This is a genomic window from Duganella sp. CT11-25, from assembly GCF_047302815.1.
Lineage (GTDB): Bacteria > Pseudomonadota > Gammaproteobacteria > Burkholderiales > Burkholderiaceae_D > Rugamonas.
In genome coordinates this window covers 3,820,714-3,839,525 of the sequence record NZ_JBKBFD010000001.1, presented here as the reverse complement: position 1 = coordinate 3,839,525, position 18,812 = coordinate 3,820,714, and the positions used below count along the sequence as shown (strand labels likewise).

At 63.9% G+C, this 18,812-nt stretch carries 17 protein-coding genes; 14 read left to right on the top strand and 3 right to left on the bottom strand.

Translation table 11 applies throughout. The annotated features are described in order from the left end of the window. The first annotated feature begins 10 nt into the window (after nt 1-10). The 13 genes from ACEN9F_RS16465 to ACEN9F_RS16405 all read left to right on the top strand — a co-directional run bounded on the left by ACEN9F_RS16465 (nt 11) and on the right by ACEN9F_RS16405 (nt 13,369). Nucleotides 11-289, top strand: coding sequence for an FmdB family zinc ribbon protein (locus ACEN9F_RS16465; RefSeq protein WP_413421351.1), 279 nt, complete (start codon nt 11-13; stop codon nt 287-289). Between the two features lie 33 nt (nt 290-322). Next, nucleotides 323-943 carry a DUF502 domain-containing protein gene (locus tag ACEN9F_RS16460; RefSeq protein WP_413421349.1) on the top strand — a complete coding sequence of 207 codons (621 nt, stop codon included), beginning with the start codon at nt 323-325 and terminating at the stop codon, nt 941-943. A 51-nt stretch (nt 944-994) separates the two neighbouring features. Then, nucleotides 995-2,794 carry an aspartate--tRNA ligase gene (gene aspS, locus ACEN9F_RS16455; RefSeq protein WP_413427088.1) on the top strand — a complete coding sequence of 600 codons (1,800 nt, stop codon included), beginning with the start codon at nt 995-997 and terminating at the stop codon, nt 2,792-2,794. 47 nt (nt 2,795-2,841) lie between these two features. Then, the gene (nudB, locus tag ACEN9F_RS16450; RefSeq protein ID WP_413421347.1) at nt 2,842-3,294 is read left to right on the top strand and encodes a dihydroneopterin triphosphate diphosphatase; all 453 of its coding nucleotides are present in this window, start codon (nt 2,842-2,844) and stop codon (nt 3,292-3,294) included. Between the two features lie 61 nt (nt 3,295-3,355). Next, a complete protein-coding gene (locus ACEN9F_RS16445; RefSeq protein ID WP_413421345.1) occupies nt 3,356-4,171 on the top strand; it encodes an endonuclease/exonuclease/phosphatase family protein in 816 nt (271 codons plus the stop codon). Nucleotides 4,172-4,181: 10 nt separating this feature from the next. Then, nucleotides 4,182-5,345: a cardiolipin synthase ClsB gene (gene clsB, locus ACEN9F_RS16440; RefSeq protein ID WP_413421343.1), complete on the top strand. Its 1,164-nt coding sequence runs from the start codon at nt 4,182-4,184 to the stop codon at nt 5,343-5,345. Further along, nucleotides 5,342-5,713, top strand: coding sequence for an RNA-binding S4 domain-containing protein (locus ACEN9F_RS16435; RefSeq protein ID WP_413421341.1), 372 nt, complete (start codon nt 5,342-5,344; stop codon nt 5,711-5,713). The genes clsB and ACEN9F_RS16435 overlap by 4 nt, the downstream gene beginning before the upstream one ends. Nucleotides 5,714-5,907: 194 nt before the next feature. Beyond that, nucleotides 5,908-6,531: a TetR/AcrR family transcriptional regulator gene (locus tag ACEN9F_RS16430; RefSeq protein WP_413421339.1), complete on the top strand. Its 624-nt coding sequence runs from the start codon at nt 5,908-5,910 to the stop codon at nt 6,529-6,531. A gap of 34 nt (nt 6,532-6,565) precedes the next feature. Further along, nucleotides 6,566-8,356 (top strand): acyl-CoA dehydrogenase C-terminal domain-containing protein, encoded by a 1,791-nt coding sequence (locus ACEN9F_RS16425; RefSeq protein ID WP_413421337.1) that lies wholly within the window; start codon nt 6,566-6,568, stop codon nt 8,354-8,356. Between the two features lie 18 nt (nt 8,357-8,374). After that, nucleotides 8,375-10,774, top strand: a complete 2,400-nt coding sequence (locus ACEN9F_RS16420) for a 3-hydroxyacyl-CoA dehydrogenase/enoyl-CoA hydratase family protein (protein WP_413421335.1) — start codon at nt 8,375-8,377, stop codon at nt 10,772-10,774. A 5-nt stretch (nt 10,775-10,779) separates the two neighbouring features. After that, nucleotides 10,780-11,280: a PaaI family thioesterase gene (locus ACEN9F_RS16415; RefSeq protein WP_413421333.1), complete on the top strand. Its 501-nt coding sequence runs from the start codon at nt 10,780-10,782 to the stop codon at nt 11,278-11,280. 43 nt (nt 11,281-11,323) lie between these two features. Further along, nucleotides 11,324-12,520, top strand: coding sequence for an acetyl-CoA C-acyltransferase (locus ACEN9F_RS16410; RefSeq protein WP_413421331.1), 1,197 nt, complete (start codon nt 11,324-11,326; stop codon nt 12,518-12,520). Nucleotides 12,521-12,589: 69 nt separating this feature from the next. Continuing rightward, a complete protein-coding gene (locus tag ACEN9F_RS16405; RefSeq protein WP_413421329.1) occupies nt 12,590-13,369 on the top strand; it encodes an enoyl-CoA hydratase in 780 nt (259 codons plus the stop codon). Nucleotides 13,370-13,393: 24 nt separating this feature from the next. Here ACEN9F_RS16405 and ACEN9F_RS16400 read toward each other — a convergent pair whose 3' ends face one another. Together ACEN9F_RS16400 and ACEN9F_RS16395 are read right to left on the bottom strand one after the other, a co-directional pair. Then, on the bottom strand, nt 13,394-13,837 hold the full coding sequence (locus tag ACEN9F_RS16400) for a hypothetical protein (RefSeq protein WP_413421327.1): 444 nt from the start codon (nt 13,835-13,837) through the stop codon (nt 13,394-13,396). 41 nt (nt 13,838-13,878) lie between these two features. Next, nucleotides 13,879-14,427: a hypothetical protein gene (locus ACEN9F_RS16395; protein ID WP_413421325.1), complete on the bottom strand. Its 549-nt coding sequence runs from the start codon at nt 14,425-14,427 to the stop codon at nt 13,879-13,881. Nucleotides 14,428-14,609: 182 nt separating this feature from the next. On the opposite strand from ACEN9F_RS16395, the gene ACEN9F_RS16390 reads away from it, so the two are divergent. Continuing rightward, entirely contained in the window at nt 14,610-15,719 is a 1,110-nt protein-coding gene (locus tag ACEN9F_RS16390; RefSeq protein ID WP_413421323.1) for a catalase family protein, read from the top strand. A gap of 9 nt (nt 15,720-15,728) precedes the next feature. On the opposite strand, the gene ACEN9F_RS16385 is transcribed toward ACEN9F_RS16390, so the two are convergent. Continuing rightward, on the bottom strand, nt 15,729-18,710 hold the full coding sequence (locus ACEN9F_RS16385) for a TonB-dependent receptor (protein ID WP_413421321.1): 2,982 nt from the start codon (nt 18,708-18,710) through the stop codon (nt 15,729-15,731). Nucleotides 18,711-18,812: the final 102 nt, after the last annotated feature.

The window sequence follows — 18,812 nt, the reverse complement described above, 5'->3', positions numbered from 1 at the left end:
GGAGTAATAGATGCCGATCTACGCCTACCGCTGCGAGGCATGTGGTTTTGCCAAGGATGTCTTGCAGAAGATTTCCGACCCGCAGCTGACTGTTTGCCCGACGTGCGGCAAGGAGTCGTTTAAGAAACAACTGACCGCGGCTGGCTTCCAGTTGAAGGGCTCCGGCTGGTATGTGACCGATTTCCGTGGCGGCACGCCGCCGGCGACAGGTACCGCGCCCGGGGCGGCCAAGGAGGCGTCGGCGCCGGCACCCGCGCCTGCGCCGGTCACCGGCACGAAAACGGACTGAACATCCCGATTTCAACCACTCTAAGAGTATTCGATGCGTAAATATTTCATTACCGGCTTGCTGATCCTGGTTCCCCTGGCGATCACCGCCTGGGTGCTGAACCTGGTGATCAGCACCATGGACCAGTCCCTGCTGTTCGTGCCGGAACGCTGGCAGCCGCGTACCCTGATCGGCTTCGATATTCCCGGCCTGGGCACCTTGCTGACGGTCCTGATCGTGTTCCTGACCGGCCTGCTGACCAACAACCTGGTCGGCAACTACGTGGTCAAGCTGTGGGAAAAGCTGCTGACCCGCATCCCGGTGGTGAGCTCGCTGTATTCGAGCGTCAAGCAAGTGTCGGACACGCTGTTCTCGTCTTCCGGCAACGCTTTCCGCAAGGCGGTGCTGATCCCGTATCCGCACCAGAATTCCTACACCATCGCCTTCCTGACCGGCGCGCCGGGCGGGGATGTGAAGAACCACCTGGTCGGCGACTACGTCAGCGTCTACGTGCCGACCACGCCGAATCCGACCTCGGGCTTTTTCCTGATGTTGGCGCGCAAGGATGTGGTCGAACTCGACATGAGCGTCGATGCGGCCCTGAAGTACATCGTGTCGATGGGTGTGGTGGCGCCGGAAGATGCGCCGCGGCCTATCGAAATCGCGAGCAAGTAACTAAGATTAACTGAGTAACCTAACCTGAACCGAGAAATAAACATGTCCTCAATGCGTACTCACTACTGCGGCCTCACCACTGAAGCGCTGCTTGGCCAAACCGTCAGCCTGTGCGGCTGGGTACATCGTCGCCGCGACCACGGCGGCGTGATCTTCATCGACCTGCGCGACCGCGAAGGCCTGGTGCAGATCGTTTGCAATCCGGAGCAGGCGGAAGTATTCAAGGCGGCCGAAGCCGTCCGCAACGAGTTCTGCCTGCGCGTCACCGGCGTGGTCAAGGACCGCCTGGCCGGCACCGTCAACGCCAACCTGGCCTCGGGCAAGATCGAAGTCGTGTGCTCGCAGCTGGAAGTGCTGAACCCATCCGTGGCCGTGCCGTTCCAGCTGGACGACGACAACCTGTCGGAAACCACCCGCCTGACCCACCGCGTGCTGGACCTGCGCCGTCCACAGATGCAGAACAACCTGCGCCTGCGCTACAAGGTCACGATGGAAGTGCGCAAGTACCTCGACGACCTGGGCTTCATCGACATCGAAACCCCGATGCTGACCAAGTCGACCCCGGAAGGCGCGCGCGACTACCTGGTGCCGTCGCGCGTCAACGCCGGCAACTTCTTCGCGCTGCCGCAATCGCCTCAGCTGTTCAAGCAGCTGCTGATGGTGGCCAACTTCGACCGCTACTACCAGATCACCAAGTGCTTCCGCGACGAAGACCTGCGCGCCGACCGCCAGCCGGAATTCACCCAGATCGACTGCGAAACCTCGTTCCTGACCGAACAGGAGATCCGCGACCTGTTCGAGGACATGATCCGCAAAGTGTTCAAGAACACCATGTCGGTCGACCTGCCTAACCCGTTCCCGGTGATGAACTTCTCTGAAGCGATGGGCAAGTACGGTTCGGACAAGCCGGACATGCGCGTCAAGCTGGAATTCACCGAGCTGACCGAGGTGGTCAAGAACGTCGAGTTCAAGATCTTCAACAGCGCCGCCAACCTGCCTAACGGCCGCGTGGTCGGCATGCGCGTGCCGCAGGGCGGTTCGATGCCGCGTTCGGAAATCGACGCCTACACCCAGTTCGTCGCCATCTACGGCGCGCGCGGCCTGGCCTACATCAAGGTCAACGAGAAGGCCAAGGGCCGCGACGGCCTGCAATCGCCTATCGTCAAGAGCATCGACGACGCCACCCTGGCCACCATCCTGGAACTGACCGGCGCCCAGGACGGCGACCTGATCTTCTTCGGCGCCGACAAGGCGAAAGTGGTCAACGACGCGATCGGCGCGCTGCGCGTCAAGATCGGCCATTCGGAATTCGGCAAGAACGCCGGCCTGTTCGACGACGTCTGGGCGCCGCTGTGGGTGATCGACTTCCCGATGTTCGAATACGATGAAGAGTCGGATCGCTGGACCGCGACCCACCACCCGTTCACCGCGCCGAAAGACGGCCACGAAGACTGGCTGGAAACCAATCCGGGCGCCTGCATCGCCAAGGCCTACGACATGGTCTTGAACGGCTGGGAACTGGGCGGCGGTTCGATCCGTATCCACCGCGAGGAAGTGCAGTCGAAAGTGTTCCGCGCGCTGAAGATCGACGCCGACGAAGCCCGCCTGAAGTTCGGCTTCCTGCTGGACGCGCTGCAGTACGGCGCGCCGCCGCACGGCGGCCTGGCGTTCGGCCTGGACCGTATCGTGACCCTGATGACCAAGTCCGATTCGATCCGCGACGTGATCGCCTTCCCGAAAACCCAGCGCGCCCAGGATCTGCTGACCCAGGCGCCGTCGGAAGTGGACGAGAAGCAGTTGAAAGAACTGCATATCCGCCTGCGCGCCGTCGAGCCAAAAGTGGCAAGCTAACATTGCAATGGAAAGGGCGCTTCGGCGCCTTTTCTTTTACCTGATCTATGAAGCCTTACAAGATACCCGAGTCGGTGCTGGTGGTGATCCACACGGCCGACCTGCACGTGCTGCTGATCGAGCGCGCCGACAAGCCCGGTTACTGGCAGTCGGTGACCGGCTCGCTGGACGCGGCCGACGAACCGTTGCCGCAGACCGCCGCGCGCGAGCTGTTCGAGGAAACCGGCATCGTCGCCGACGGCGAGCGCATCGCGCTGCGCGACTGGCACCTGTCCAACATCTACACCATCTATCCCGTGTGGCGCCACCGCTACGCGCCGGGCGTGACGGAAAACACCGAGCACGTCTTCAGCGTCGAAGTGCCGCGCGACATCGCCATCACGCTCAGCCCGCGCGAGCACCTGAACCACGTCTGGCTGCCGTACCTGGAAGCGGCCGACCGCTGCTTCTCTTACTCGAACGCCGAAGCCATTCTCCAGCTGCCGCAGCAGATCCGCTAGGCCGGCGCCGTATGTGCGGACCCGCACGCCGCAAACCCGGACTCAGGGTTAGAATGGACGCATGAAAATCCGCGTCGCCACCTACAACATCCACAAGGGCGTTTCCGCCATCCGCGCCGAACCGCGCGTGCTCGCGCTCAAGCAGGCGATCGGCCTGTTCGACGCCGATGTGGTTTTTTTGCAAGAGGTGCAAGGCAAGCACGACCTCAAGGCCGCCAAATACGGCGCCGAACACCTGGGCCACAAGCACTGGCCCGCTGCAGCGCAGCATGAATTTTTCGCCGGCGAATCGCGCCACCTGCACGCCGCCTACGGCATGAACGCGATCTACGATCATGGCCACCACGGCAACGCGCTGCTGAGCGCCTTCCCGATCGCCAACCAGGCCAACCACGACGTCTCCGACCATGCCTACGAACAGCGCGGCATCCTGCACTGCGTGCTGAACACCGAGCACGGCGTGGTGCATTGCTATGTGGTGCACCTGGGCTTGTTCGAGGCCGGCCGCCGCCGCCAGACGCAGGCGTTGATCTCGGCCGTGCGCGAATCGGCGCCCGACGGCGAACCGGTCATCATCGCCGGCGACTTCAACGACTGGCGCAACACCCTCGGCGCCGAACTGCGCAACGCGCTGGGCGTGGTCGAGGCGTTCGACCAGCTCGGCTCGACGTCCACGCTGGACGACATCATGCGCACGCTGCGCCGCAAGTCCGGCGTCAATCCGGCCCGCACCTTCCCTTCGGCCTTGCCATTCTTCCGCCTGGACCGCATCTATGTCCGCGGCTTTAAAGTCGACGCGGCGGAGGTCATGCACGGCAGCCTGTGGGCCAAGCTGTCCGATCACGCTCCCATCGTCGCCAACCTGACGCTGGCCTGAGCGAGACCGTATGCGCACCGTCAACTTCGTCGCCGACAATGAAGTCAAGCTGCTGCACACCGGCACCGATTTTTTCCCGGCGCTGGTAGGCGCGATCAACGCCGCCCAGTACGAGGTGTATTTCGAGACTTATATCTTCGCCGGCGACGACACCGGCCAGGCGGTGCTGGCGGCGCTGATGGACGCGGCGCGGCGCGGCGTGCAGGTGCGCATGATCACCGACTGGTGGGGCACCGGCCGGCGCCAGATCGGCAGCATGCACCAGCTGCTGCTGGCGGCCGGCGTCGAGCACCGCATCTTCAATCCCTGGTTCAAGCGCGGCGTCACGCGCACCCACCGCAAGATCTGCGTGGTCGACCGCAACGTGGCGTTTGTCGGCGGCATCAACATCAACGACGACATGTTCTGCGACTACGACCACAGCAAGAGCCTGTCGGCGCCACGCTGGGATTTCGCGGTGCAGGTGCGCGGGCCGCTGGTGGCCTCGATCCAGCAGGAGGCCGTCACGCAGTGGCGGCGGCTGGGCAAGCTGGGCATCATCAAACGCATCAGCCTGTACAACGATATGCGCAAGGTCAACAAGATCGCCGCGCAGAACATGGTGCAGGCCGGCTTCGTGGTGCGCGACAACCTGCGCAACCGCAGGACGATACAGCGCGCCTACCTGCAGGCGCTGGGGCGGGCGCGCAAGAGCGTGCTGCTGGCCAATCCGTATTTCGCGCCGGGCGCCAAGTTCCGCCATGCGCTGGCCGCCGCCGCCGAGCGCGGCGTCGAGGTGGTGCTGCTGATCGGCGTCGGTGAAATCTGGCTGCAGGATGCGGTGGCGCATTCTTTCTATCCGAAGCTGCTTGCGGCCGGCGTCAAAGTGGTGGAATATCACAAGACCCAGTTGCACGCCAAGGTGGCGGTGATCGACGACGACTGGGCGACGGTGGGCTCCAGCAATGTGGACGGCTTGAGCCTGTTTTTGAACCAGGAAGCGAACGTGGTCATCAAGGACGCGGCGTTTGCGCAGAGCCTGCGCGAGCACATCGAGCAAGCCATCGCCGACGGCGTGGTGATCGATTATGCCGACTTCGAGCACGTGGGCCGCTTCCGCCGCATCGGCTACGAGATCGCGTTTGTGTTCTACAAGATCCTGATGCGGGTCTTTGCAGTGGGGAAATACGCTTGAGCGAAAGTGTCAGACTGGACAAGTGGCTGTGGGCCGCGCGCTTCTTTAAAACCCGCTCGCTGGCGACCGACGCCGTCGACAGCGGCAAGGTCATCGTCAACGGCGACAAGGTCAAGCCGGCGCGCGCCGTGCGCATCGGCGACACGCTGGAGATCGACAACGGTTCCGACCGCTGGGAAATCGACGTCATGGGCTTGTCCGACGTGCGCGCCGCCGCGCCGATCGCCCGCAACCTGTACGAAGAGACCGACCTGAGCGTCGCCCGGCGCGCCGCCGTGGCGGAAAACCGCCGCTTTTTCCGCGAACCCAGCGCCGATTTCAAGGGCCGCCCGACCAAACGCGACCGCCGCCAAATGGGCAAGTTGTAATCCCGCGTTGCTGCGTCGCAGCAATAGAACGCCACCTCTAACGGTACTGTTTGACTTTTACCCCCCGGTGGATAATAGTACGAGCGTTCGCAATTTTTTCACACGGAGTAAACTTAGCTGGAGCAGAATAATCTTTTTCTCTCCACGACTAATTACACCTGGGATGCAATCTTATTAATACCTCAACTAAATTTATGCGCAAAGGCGAGCTAACGCGCGCGGCAATCCTGGATGTGGCGCTGGACCTGGCCAGCCGCGATGGTCTGGAAGGCCTGACCATCGGATTGCTCGCGGATAAGATGAACATGAGCAAATCAGGGGTGTTTGCGCACTTCGGTTCGCGTGAAGACTTGCAGTTGGAAGTGCTGAAGCTGTATCACCACCGTTTCGAGCAGGAAGTGTTCTTCCCCAGCGTGAAAGAGCCGCGCGGCATCCAGCGCCTGAAGTCGATGTTCGCGCGCTGGGTCAAGCGGGTCAGCGTGGAGGTGGCGTCGGGCTGCATCTACATCAGCGGCGCCGTGGAATATGACGACCGTCCAGGTCCGATCCGCGAAGAGCTGATGGCGATGGTCGGCGCCTGGCAGGGCGCTTTGCTGCGCTGCGTGAAGCAGGCCGTCGAATGCGGCGACCTGAAGGCCGATACCGACCCGCAGCAGCTGGTCTACGAGATGTACGGCCTGATCCTGGCATTGCACCACGATGCGCGCTTCCTGCGCATTCCGGGCAGCCTGGAACGGGCGGGCAAGGGCTTCGAGCGCTTGATTGAAACCTATCGCAATCCGCAATCGCCGGCAGCGGTGGTCGGACAAGTTAATTAACCAAACATTCAAAAGTAGTCATCAGGAGAAAATCATGGGTCAATACGTCGCGCCAATCCGGGATATGCAATTCGTTCTGCACGAGTTCCTGAAAGTGGAAGATGAACTGAAAGCATTGCCGGACTACGCCGAAGTCGATGCCGACATCATCAACCAGGTACTGGAAGAGGGCGGCAAGTTCACCTCGGAAGTGCTGTTCCCGCTGAACCACTCGGGCGACCGCGAAGGCTGCAAGCACGACGCCGCCAGCCACACCGTGACCACTCCGAAAGGCTTCAAGGAAGCGTACAAGCAGTACGTCGACGGCGGCTGGGCGGCGCTGGCCTGCGATCCTGAATTCGGCGGCCAGGGCTTGCCGGTGGTGCTGAACAATTCGTTCTACGAAATGCTGAACTCGGCCAACCAGGCCTGGACCATGTATCCGGGCCTGTCGCACGGCGCCTACGAGTGCCTGAAGGAACACGGCACCGACCACCAGAAGGAAGTCTACCTGCCGAAGCTGGTCTCCGGCGAGTGGACCGGCACCATGTGCCTGACCGAACCGCACTGCGGCACCGACCTCGGCATGCTGCGCTCGAAAGCGCTGCCGCAGGCCGACGGCTCGTGGCTGATCACCGGCAACAAGATCTTCATCTCGGCCGGCGAACACGACATGGCTGAAAACATCCTGCACCTGGTGCTGGCCCGCGTGCCGGACGCGCCGGAAGGCTCGAAAGGCATTTCGCTGTTCCTGGTGCCGAAGTACCTGCCGAAGGAAGACGGCACGGTCGGCGAACGCAACCCGATCACCTGCGGCGCCATCGAAGAGAAAATGGGCATCCACGGCAACTCGACCTGCCAGATGAACCTGGACGGCGCCAAGGGCTGGATCATCGGCCAGCCGAACAAGGGCCTGAACGCCATGTTCGTGTTCATGAACGCGGCCCGCCTGGGCGTCGGCATGCAGTCGCTGGGCCTGACCGAGATCGCTTACCAGAACGCGCTGATCTACGCCAAGGACCGCATCCAGATGCGTTCGCTGTCGGGCGTGAAGGCGCCGGACAAGCCAGCCGATCCGATCATCGTGCACCCCGACGTCCGCCGCATGCTGTTGACCGGCAAGGCCTACGCCGAAGGCGCGCGCGCCTTCACCTCCTACGTGGCGCTGCAGATCGACCGCGAACTGCACCACCCGGACGAAGACGTGCGCAAGGAAGCCGCCGACGAAGTCGCGCTGCTGACCCCGATCGTCAAGGCCTTCATCACCGACAACGCCTGGATCGCCACCTCGGAAGCGATGCAAGTGTTCGGCGGCCACGGCTACATCTCCGAATGGGGCATGGAGCAGTATGTGCGCGACGCCCGCATCAACCTGATCTACGAAGGCACCAACACCATCCAGTCGCTGGACCTGCTGGGCCGCAAGATCCTGGGCGACAACGGCGCCAAGCTGCGCAAGTTCGGCGAGAAGATCAAGGCCTTCGTGGAAGACAACGGCACCGACGAAGCGATGAGCGAATTCGTCACCCCGCTGGGCGACCTGGGCGACAAGGTCACCAAGCTGACCATGGAAATCGGCATGAAAGCCTTCCAGAACCCGGACGAAGTCGGCGCGGCATGCGTACCTTACCTGCGCGTGGTCGGCCACATGGTGTACAGCTACTTCTTCGCACAGATGGCGAAAATCGCCCTGGCCAAGGAAGACAGCGGCGACAATTTCTACAAAGCCAAACTGGCCACGGCGCGCTTCTACTTCGCCCGCCTGCAGCCGGAAACCGCCACCTTGATTCGCCAGGCGCGTTCGGGCTCCGCCAACCTGATGGCACTCGACGCCGACCTGTTCTAAGAAACTAAAGGAAACGACATGACCAATTTCATCGTTAAAAAAGTAGCCGTGCTGGGCGCCGGCGTGATGGGCGCGCAGATCGCCGCCCACTGCGTCAACGCCAAAGTGCCGGTCGTCCTGTTCGACCTGCCTGCCAAGGAAGGACCGAAGAACGGCATCGTGCTGCGCGCCATCGAGAACCTGAAAAAACTGTCGCCTGCGCCGCTGGGCAACAAGGAACACGCCGCGCTGATCGAAGTGGCCAACTACGAGGACGACCTGGCCAAGCTGGCCGAGTGCGACCTGATCATCGAAGCCATCGCCGAGCGCATGGACTGGAAGCACGACCTGTACAAGAAGGTCGCTCCGCACATCGCTCCTAACGCGATCTTCGCCTCGAACACCTCGGGCCTGTCGATCACCAAGCTGTCCGAAGGCTTCGACGCCGACCTGAAATCGCGCTACTGCGGCGTGCACTTCTTCAACCCGCCGCGCTATATGCACCTGGTCGAGATCATCCCGACCGAGTTCACCAAGCCGGAAATCAGCGACCAGCTGGAAGGCTTCCTGACCACCACCCTGGGCAAGGGCGTGGTCCGCGCCAAAGATACGCCCAACTTCATCGCCAACCGCGTCGGCGTGTTCGGCATCCTGGCGATCGTCCACGAAGCCGAGAAGTTCGGCCTGTCGGTGGACGTGGTCGACGACCTGACCGGCGCCAAGCTGGGCCGCGCCAAGTCGGGCACCTTCCGCACCGCGGACGTGGTCGGCCTGGACACCATGGGCCATGTGATCAAGACCATGCAGGACTACCTGCCGAACGATCCGTTCGCCGCCGTCTACAAGACCCCCGCCGTGCTGGCGGGCCTGGTGGAAAAGGGCGCGCTGGGCCAGAAGAGCGGCGCCGGCTTCTACAAAAAAGTGGGCAAGGAGATCCAGCGCCTGGACTTCGCCACCGGTGAATACGTCGCCGGCGGCGGCAAGGCCGCCGACATCATCGCCCGCATCCTGAAGGAAAAGGATCCGGTCAAGAAGATGAAGGCGCTGCGCGAATCGACCAACCCGCAAGGCCAGTTCCTGTGGGCGATCTTCCGCGACGCTTTCCACTACATCGCGGTCCACCTGGACACCGTGGCCGACAACGCGCGCGACATCGACTTCGCCATGCGCTGGGGCTTCGGCTGGAACGTCGGTCCGTTCGAAACGTGGCAGGCATCCGGCTGGACCCAGGTGGCCCAGTGGGTCAAGGAAGACATCGACGCCGGCCAGGCGCTGTGCAACGCACCGCTGCCGGCCTGGGTGTTCGAAGGCCCGGTCGCTGAAAAAGGCGGCGTCCACACCGCCGAAGGCTCGTGGTCGGCGGTCTCGAAATCGTTCGTGCCGCGTTCGGAACTGGCCGTGTACAAGCGCCAGGAATTCCGCGCGCCGGTACTGGGTTCGGGCGAAGCCAATGGCCGCACCGCCGGCACCACCGTGCACGAGGACGACGACGTGCGCCTGTGGCACTCGGGCGACGAGGTGCTGGTGATCTCGCTGAAAACCAAGCTGCACGTGATCAGCCCGGGCGTCATCGCCGGCTTCAAGAAAGCGCTGGCCGAAGCGGAGAAAAACTTCAAGGGCCTGGTGATCTGGAGCGCGGACGCGGCCGACGGCGGCGCGTTCTCGGCCGGCGCCGACCTGCAATCGGCCCTGCCTGCGTTCATGCAGGGCGGCGCCAAGGCGGTCGACCCGATCATCAAGGAACTGCAAGACACCTTCATGGCGATGAAATACTCGAACGTGCCGGTGGTGGCGGCTGTTGCTGGCCTGGCGCTGGGCGGCGGCTGCGAAATGGCGCTGCACGCGTCGAAGCGCGTGGCGTCGATCGAGTCGTACATCGGCCTGGTCGAAGTGGGCGTGGGCCTGATCCCCGCCGGCGGCGGCCTGAAGGAAGCGGCGGTACGCGCCTACAAGGAAGCCAAGGGCACCGACATCCTGCAATTCCTGAAAACCGGCTTCACCAACGCGGCCACCGCGAACGTGTCGAAATCGGCCCTGGAAGCGCAGGCGATGGGCTACCTGAAAGAAGACGACGTGATCGTGTTCAACCCGTACGAACTGCTGCACGTGGCCAAGACCGAAGCGCGCGCCATGTTCGACAAGGGCTACCGCGCGCCGCTGAAGGCGCCGGTCCAGGTCACCGGCCGTTACGGCTGGGGCACCATCAAGGCCCAGCTGGTCAACATGCGCGACGGCGGCTTCATCTCCGCGCACGACTTCAAGCTGGGCGACATGATCGCCGAGATCGTGTCGGGCGGCGATATCGACCAGGGTTCGTTCGTGAGCGAGCAGTGGATCCTGGATGCCGAGCGTCGCGCCTTCCTGGAACTGCTGAACCATCCGAAGACCCAGGAACGCATCATGGGCATGCTGCAGACCGGTAAGCCAGTCCGCAACTAAAGGCCATGTCGATTCTGTCCCTGGCATTCAAAGTATTACTGCGCGTGAGGCCCAGCATGGTGTATGACCGTATCAAGCAACAAATGATGGACACCTTGCCCTTCGTGCGCTTGCTGGGGATCAGGATCGACGAGATCGGCAGCGGCACCTCCAGGGTGTCGATGCCGGAGGACCCGAAGCTCAACAACCACCTGGGCACGCAGCACGCCGGAGCCTTGTTCACGCTGGCCGAAACGGCCTCCGGCGCGGCCATGGCGGGCGGCTTCGCGGAACTGATCCTGGGCCTGCGCCCGGTCGCCAAGGAATCGCGCATCCAGTACCAGAAAGTCGCCAAGGGCGCCACCCGCGCCGAAGGCCGCGTCCCTGGCGATCTGGCCGCGCTGAAGGCTGAGCTGAAACAGCAAGGCAAGGTGGCGTTCCCGGTGGAGGTCGACATTTTCGACGCCGCCGGCACGCTGGCCGCACAGGTTCAAGTGGATTGGTATTTATCCGAGAAGCGAAGCTAAGGCCTCGCAACAGTCTTCGATCAAAAATTTTCGAAAGAACAAAATGAGCAAACAAATTCAAGACGCATACATCGTCGCCGCCACCCGCACCCCGATCGGCAAGGCGCCGCGCGGCATGTTCAACAAGACCCGCCCGGACGACCTGCTGGTGCGCGTGCTGCAATCGGCCCTGGCGCAGGCGCCCGGCCTGGATCCATCGCTGATCACCGACGCCATCATCGGCTGCTCGTTCCCGGAAGCGGAGCAGGGCTTCAACATCGCCCGTCAATCGGTGCTGCTGGCCGGCCTGCCGAAGACCATCGGCGGCGTCACCATCAACCGCTACTGCGCATCGGGCATCACCGCGCTGGCCATGGCCGCTGACCGCATCCGCGTCGGCGAAGCCGATGCGATGATCGCCGGCGGCGTCGAATCGATGTCGATGGTGCCGATGATGGGCCACCACCCATCGATGAACCTGAACATGTTCACCGACGAAAACGTCGGCATGGCCTACGGCATGGGCCTGACCGCTGAAAAAGTGGCGACCCAATGGAAAGTCTCGCGCGAAGCGCAGGACGCCTTCGCCGTCGAATCGCACCGCCGCGCCATCGCCGCGCAGCAGGCCGGCTTCTTCAAGGACGAGACCACCCCGGTCGAGATCATCACCCGCACGCCTGACCTGGCGACCGGCGAGATCAAGGTCAAGACCCGCACCGTCGACACCGACGAAGGCGCACGCGCCGATTCGACCGTGGAATCGCTGTCCAAGCTGAAGCCGGTGTTCGCCGCCAAGGGTTCGGTCACCGCCGCCAACTCGTCGCAGATGTCCGACGGCGCCGGCGCGCTGCTGGTCGTGTCGGAGAAATTCCTGCGCGAGCACAACCTGACCCCGCTGGCCAAGTTCTCGTCGTTCGCCGTCAAGGGCGTACCGCCGGAAATCATGGGCATCGGTCCGAAGTTCGCGATCCCCGACGCCTGCAAGGCCGCAGGCATCACCCAGGACCAGCTGGACTGGATCGAACTGAACGAAGCGTTCGCAGCGCAGGCGCTGGCCGTGATCGGCGACCTGGGCCTGGATCCGGCCAAGGTCAACCCGATGGGCGGCGCGATCGCCCTGGGCCACCCGCTGGGCGCGACCGGCGCGATCCGCGCCGCCACCGTGGTGCACGCACTGCGCCGCAACAACCTGAAATACGGCATGGTCACCATGTGCGTCGGCGCAGGCATGGGCGCGGCAGGTATCATCGAACGCGTGTAATCGGATAGCACGATACATAAAAGGGCGCTGCGGCTTACACCTCGGCGCCCTTAATCATTTGGAGACCACATGGATATCTTAAGCAGCAAGACCAACGGCGTGTTGACGCTGGAATTCAACCGCCCTGAGCGCAAGAACGCGATCACCTCGGCGATGTATCAGAGCATGGCCGACGCCATCAACGAAGCGGAACAGGATGCCGCAGTGCGCGCCATCCTGATCGTTGGCAAGCCGGAAATTTTCACCGCCGGCAACGACCTGGAAGACTTCATGAAAACGTCGCGTCCGGCCGACGGCTCGGGCATCGAGGAGCGTTCGGTCTACAAATTCATGATGGCTCTGAGCGGCTCGACCAAGCCTGTGGTGGCGGCCGTGGCCGGCGCGGCGGTCGGCATCGGCACCACGCTGCTGATGCATTGCGACCTGGTCTACGCGGCCGACAACGCCAAGTTCTCGATGCCGTTCGTGCAGCTGGGCCTGTGCCCTGAATTCGCATCGAGCATTTTGCTGACGCAAATTGCCGGCTACCCGCGCGCCGCCGAGAAGCTGATGCTGGGAGAAGCCTTCCTGGCGCAGGAAGCGCTGGAGATGGGCCTGGTATCGAAGATCGTACCGGCCGCCGAGCTGCGCGCGTTTGCCGAAGGCCAGGCCGCCAAGCTGGTGGCGCTGCCGGCCAGCTCGATCCGCGCCACCAAGCAGTTGATGAAGGCCGCCCGCAAGGGACCGGTCACGGAAGCCATCGCCGCCGAAAACAAATTCTTCGGCGCCATGCTGGCCGCACCGGAAGCCAAGGAAGCCTTCACCGCCTTCTTCGAAAAGCGCAAGCCGGACTTCACCAAGTTCGCGTAAACAACGGGCGGCTGTTTTACCCGCTCAGGTGTCTGATCCGCCAGGTGGTGCGATCGGCGCTGGATCCCGATCGGGACCGGGATCCGCATCGGGGGCGGCATCGGTCGTAGGGGAGTCTGTGATCCAGAGGCCGATTTCGCCGTTAAAATATTCGTGCTGGGTCAACGGCAAGCAGCAGTGCAGATAAACCGCCTGCCGGCCTGCGCTCCCGCCATTCCTGTATTCCAGCCGGAGCCGGATATCGAGTGCGGCCAAATTATAGATGCGATCGTCTTCCAGCGGCCGTTGCCGGCCGAGTTCGAATACCAGGCCGTACCGGGTATCCGGCATACTGAGAACGCCAGTGATGCTCTCGCCGTCGCCGGCGAACCGCCAACGAATCTTCACCTCCCTGCCGCGGGCGACGAACCCTCGTTCCCCGGCCATTTGCGGGACGAGCTCGGCCCCTCTGTTTTCAGCTTCCTGCATGATGTGGCTCCAATGATGGCATCCCGGCCGGGTTGGTGGTGTCAGGCGGAGACCCGCAACGTGTAGTAGCCAGCGGAGCTGTCCGCCGTGTCGTCAACGGCGGTGATGGTGGCGTTTGGATCGTTGGTGGTCGCGACATCGGTGGTTACGCCATTGATGACCGCCCTGACCGAGTAAGTGTCGCTCAGCGCCAGGATCGATTTCTTGAACGGCTCGGTCAGCACGATCGACTGCAGCGGCCGGCTGTTCTTGAGGATGGTGAACACCACCTCGGACTTGCAGCTGGATTCGAATTCCAGTTGATTCGGCCCCGAGCTTGGAATCTCGAGCACCTCGAACATATAGGTTTGCAGGCCGGCGTCCTGCCTGATCCCGGCGCTAAAGCCGACGCCAGGCGAGACACGCAGCGGGGCGGACGTGTGGAGGTTGCCGTCGAGGGTGGTCGCGGCGTTGACGGTGTACAGGCTCTCGGCGGGCACGAGCACGCTGGCGCCGGGCGCCACGATGGTCAGGGACGTGGCCACCAGTTGGCCTTTCAGGATCGTGTACTGAGCCGGATACTGGGTATTGTTGAGCAGAGTGATCGCCATGCTTGGCCTCCGGATATAGGCGCGGCGGATCGCCGCCGTAGGCAAAGATACAGGGCCGTTGCTGTTCCTGGGAAGTGTCTTCGCGTAACACGAGCGTGTTACGCAGGGCCAGTGTGTGCGGCACCACAGACGCGCGCGCGCCACTGCGCCATCATGGCCTCATCCCCCCAAATGGAACGATCATGGACTTTCCTACCCGCCACATGCAACAACCCTTGCCCTATGATCCTTCCTATGAAATCGAGGAGGAGGGCGAGGCCGAGACCATCGCCGGCCTGACCGAGGCCATGCACGGCATCGCCGCCACCGTCGACCAGGACACCGGCCATGCCCATCGGGGCGTGCATGCCAAGAGCCACGGCTTGCTGCGCGGCACCTTGCGGGTGCTGGACAAGCTGCCGCCCGACTATGCACAAGGCCTGTTCGCCGGCTCCGGCGGCGAGTGGCCGGTGGTGATGCGCCTGTCGACCACGCCCGGCGACATGCTGGACGATAAGGTGTCCACCCCGCGCGGCATGGCGATCAAGGTGATCGGCGTACCCGGCGAGCGCCTGCCCGGCGGCGAGGCCGATGCCACGCAGGATTTCGTGATGGTCAACGGCCCGGTGTTCCTGGCGCCGACGGCCAGGCAATTCCTCGGCAGCGTCAAGCTGCTGGCCGCCACCACCGACAAGGCGCCGGGCTTGAAGCAGGCCCTGTCCACCGCGCTGCGCGGCGCCGAGAAGGCGCTGGAGGCGGTCGGCATCGAGAGCGGCGCCATCAAGGGGCTCGGCGGCCATCCGGAAACCCATATCCTCGGCGAGACCTTCTTCACCCAGGCCCCGATCCTGTTCGGCCGCTACATGGCCAAGCTGTCGCTGGCGCCGGTGTCGCCCGGGCTGGTCGCGCTGGCGGGCCGGGAGGTCGACCTGGAACACAAGCCCAACGGCCTGCGCGGCGCCGTGGTCGATTTCGTGACGGAGAACAGCGCCGAGTGGGAGCTGCGCGTACAGCTATGCAGCGACCTGCAATCGATGCCGATCGAAGACGCCTCGGTCGAATGGACCAGCCCCTGGATCGCGGTGGCGCGCATCACGGCGCCGCCGCAGGCCGGCTGGACGCATGGCCTGTCGGTGCTGGTGGACGACGGCATGCAGTTCAGCCCGTGGCACTGCCTGGCCGCGCACCGGCCCATCGGTTCCATCATGCGCGTGCGGCGCGCCGTGTATGCGGCCTCGGCCCGCTTCCGCGCCGAACGCAATGGCGCGCCGCTGGCCGAGCCGCACAGCCTCGACCATTGGCGCGAGCATTAATCGCCACGATTAATACTTGTAGTTCAACCCCACCACGAACGAGCGGCCCGAGTGCACGTACAGCAGCGTGTCGTTGCGCTGGCTGTCGCGGCCGTAGCGCAGCGGCGTGTCGGTCAGGTTCTGGCCTTCTACGCTGACGCGCAACTTCGGCGTGATGTTGTAGGACATGCTGAAGTCCACATTGGTCGAGCCGTCGACGATGGTGAAGTCATGCCCCTGCACATCGCCCAGCACGTTCAACAGATACGATGAACGGTGCGCCGCCGAGACCCGCGCGCTGAACTTGCTGTCCTCGTAGAACAGCGTGATGTTGTGCGCGTTCGGCGACAGGCCGGTGAAGTTGGCCTGCTGCGTCAGCTTCTCGTTGGCCGGCGTGTTCGGATTGTCGACCCGCGTGATGTAGGTGATCTTCGAGTCGACGTGCGTGTAGTTGGCCAGCAGCCCGAAGTTGCTCCACTGGCCGGGCAGGAAGCTGAACGGCGCCTGCAGGTTCAGCTCGTAGCCGTTGAGCGGACCGCCGGGCGTGTTGACCTTGCGGTTGACCACCACCGTGGTGTTGGGCAGCGTGGCGCAGGCCGGCGTGCCGCCGGTGATGCTGCAGCCGCCGCCGATCAGGATCGAATCCGGCAGGCCCAGCGACGAGAACACCGCGCGCTCCGACACGCCCTGGATGAAGGTGCCGATATCCTTGTGGAACATGCCGGCCGAGATCATGGCGTTCTTGGCGTAGTACCACTCGGCCTGCAGGTCGTAGGTCTTGGCGCGGATCGGCGCCAGCATCGGGTTGCCGATGCTGACCGTCTGGCTTTGCGTCGACAGCGTGGTCGACGGCGCCAGGTCGGTGTACTCCGGCCGCGCCACGGTCTTGCCGGCCGAGAAGCGCAGCATCACGTCGCGCGGCAAGGTGGCCGAGACGTTCAGCGCCGGCAGGAAGTCGCGGTAGCGGTTGGCGATCGTGGCCGGCTGCAGTACGCCGTTGGCGTTGACCAGCGCGAACGAGGTGACGTCGGTCTGCGCTTCGCGCGCGCCGACGTTGCCGCGCAGCGGGATGGACCACAGGTCGTACTTGAAGTCCACCATCAGGAACGCGGCCTTGATCGATTCGTCGACGCCGCGGTTGACCTGGCCCAGGTAGTCGTAGCTGGAGCCGGGTACGGCCGAGCAGTGGCATTCGATGTCGTACACGGCGCGGAACTTGTCCAGGTCCACCGCCGTCCACGAGCTCGGCACGCCGGTGCCGCCCAGGCCGCTGCCGAAGCCGCTGATCTGGCGCGTCAGGCCGGCCAGGGTGACGCCGCTCGGCAGCGCCAGGCCGTTGCCGCCCGAAGCGATCTCGACGTTGGTCCAGGTGTTGTCGCGCTTGGAGAAGCCGCCGCGCAGCGTCAGGTTGTCGTTGAGCTCGTAGCTGGTGTTGATCTCGTTGGTCTTCAGCGTATTGCGCGTGTGCAGGTAGCGGCCGACGAACTGGCCGTGGAAGGTGCCGTCCGCTTCCTGCGGCGCGAAGCTGAAGTTGTTCGGGTTGGCGACGTCGATGCCGAAGTTCAGCGTCGGCACGTTGCGGTTGTTGCGGAAGTCGAAGGAGAAGCCGTTGACGTTGGGCGAGTCGAACTGCACGGTGGCGCGCATCGGTTCGTCCAGGTCGGATTTCGATTTCCCGCTCAGGAAGTCGACGCGCCAGCGGTCGGTCAGGTCGCGGTGGCCGGACAGCACGTGCTGCTTGAACAAGGTCGAGTATTTGTCGAGCAGGCCTTCGGTGCGGATGTCGACCGCATTGAACTTGCCATAGTCCCAGCTGCCGTTGTCGTTGAAGTGGGTCTCCAGGATCGAGGTCTGCGGCTTGCCGTTGGACTGGCCCAGGCTGCGCCCGAAGGAGATCGCCGAGATGTAGTTGTCGTAGCGGCTGTTGTTGAACTTGCCGCCCAGCAGATCGAGGTTCAGCTCGGTCTGGGTGTCGGGCCGCCACTGGAAGGAGCCGGTGAGACCGGTGCGCTCGTACTGCGTCAGCGAGCGGCGGTAGCGCGGGATGCGCGGCGCGAACGCGCCCGAGCCGGCCAGCGGCGAGGCCACCGTGCCGCCGTAGTTGTCGGTGCGCGACATCACGCTGTTGTAGGCGTCCAGGTTGGAGGTGCGCGGCACGCCGGTGCCGCAGTTGGCGGCGTCGATGCCCTTGATGACGCTGTTGGCAGGGTTCTGCGGCGCGTAGCCGAGCGGCGAGCAAAAGCCGCCGTCGTTGCTGGCGCTGAGCAGCTCGACCGCCTCATAGCCTTCCTCCTGCGCGGTGCGCTTGGACCAGGCCAGCGAGAACAGCGCGCCGAACTGGCCGGCCGGGGTCTTCCAGCGGTCCGAATACAGCGCCGTCATGCGCGGCTCGGTCTTCTTCGACAGCGAGTTGTTCAGCGCCTGGCCGCCGAGGCTGAAGGTGCGGTCCTTGAAGTCGAACGGGCGCGCGGTGCGCAGGTCGACGGTGGCGCCGAGCGAGCCTTCCTCGACCGCCGCCTCGGACGTCTTGCGCACCTCCAGGCTGTTGAACAGTTCCGAGGCGAACACGCTGAAGTCGAAACCGCGCCCGCGGTTGGTGCTGCCGTTGATGTCGGAGGCGCCGGTGGCGGTAACACCTTCGATGCCGTTGATGCGCACGCGGGTGAAGCCGGCGTTCAGGCCGCGCACGGTGATCTGCTTGCCCTCGCCGCCGTCGCCGCGCGTCAGCGACACGCCCGGCACGCGCTGCAGCGACTCGGCCAGGTTGGCGTCGGGGAACTTGGCGATGTCTTCGGCCTTGATGACGTCGACGATGCCGTCGCTGGAGCGCTTGATGTTGAGCGCGCTGTTCAGACTGGCGCGGAAGCCGGTCACAAAGATCACATTCGGGTCGTCGGCGGCGGGCGCCTGCGGCGGCGCCGGGGTCTGGGCTTGCGCGCCCATGACGGCCAGCGCGCCCATGATGGCGAGGACGGACGGCTTGAGCGGACTGCGGGTGTTCCGGTTTTTCATGCTGATCCTTTATAGTTTTTACGCACTGATTGGACGTCTCTCCCTGAGGGAAAGCCGATCATAAGCGCGATCGCCGCGCGTAAAACCGGGCCGCCGGAAACA